A 484-nucleotide genomic window follows, 5' to 3' on the forward strand; every position below is an offset into this window, starting at 1 on the left:
GGCCTGAGCCAACCCAAACACTGTTTTTCCTCGCGTCTCCGACGCATCGATCCAACGCCGGCAGCATCGGCCGTTTCTTCAACCATCCCACAGGGGTCTACTCCCTGTGGGCGTGGATTCCGTGGGTTTTCGTCAAGTGATACCCCATGGACAATACCCTTACCGATCAAGTTACGCCCCTCACCAATCAGGTTTCCCCGTCGCAACTGGAGACCCTGTTGGCTGCCTACATTCCGGCACACCTGCCCGTGCCCGTGACTGGCGCGCCAGGTGTCGGGAAATCCGACATCGCAGCCGCGGCTGCAGAGCGCGCCGGCTACGACCTGCTGATCTCGCATCCGGTGGTCGAGGACCCGACAGACTCCAAGGGCCTGCCGTTCCCCGGCGCGGATGGCCAATCCGCCAGGTTCCTGCCGTTCGGGGATCTGGAGAGGGTGTTACACGCGAAAGAGCCGTTGGTCTGGTTCTTCGACGACCTCGGTCA

The 484-nt window shown here is 62.2% G+C and carries 1 protein-coding gene; it reads left to right on the forward strand.

The window, feature by feature from the left end; genetic code table 11:
- Positions 1–146: 146 nt before the first annotated feature.
- The coding region (locus D7V77_RS42420; protein ID WP_199734005.1) for a hypothetical protein at positions 147–484 on the forward strand (338 nt) is incomplete at its 3' end.

It is taken from the genome of Corallococcus sp. CA041A (assembly GCF_003612075.1).
Classification (GTDB): Bacteria; Myxococcota; Myxococcia; order Myxococcales; family Myxococcaceae; genus Corallococcus; species Corallococcus exiguus.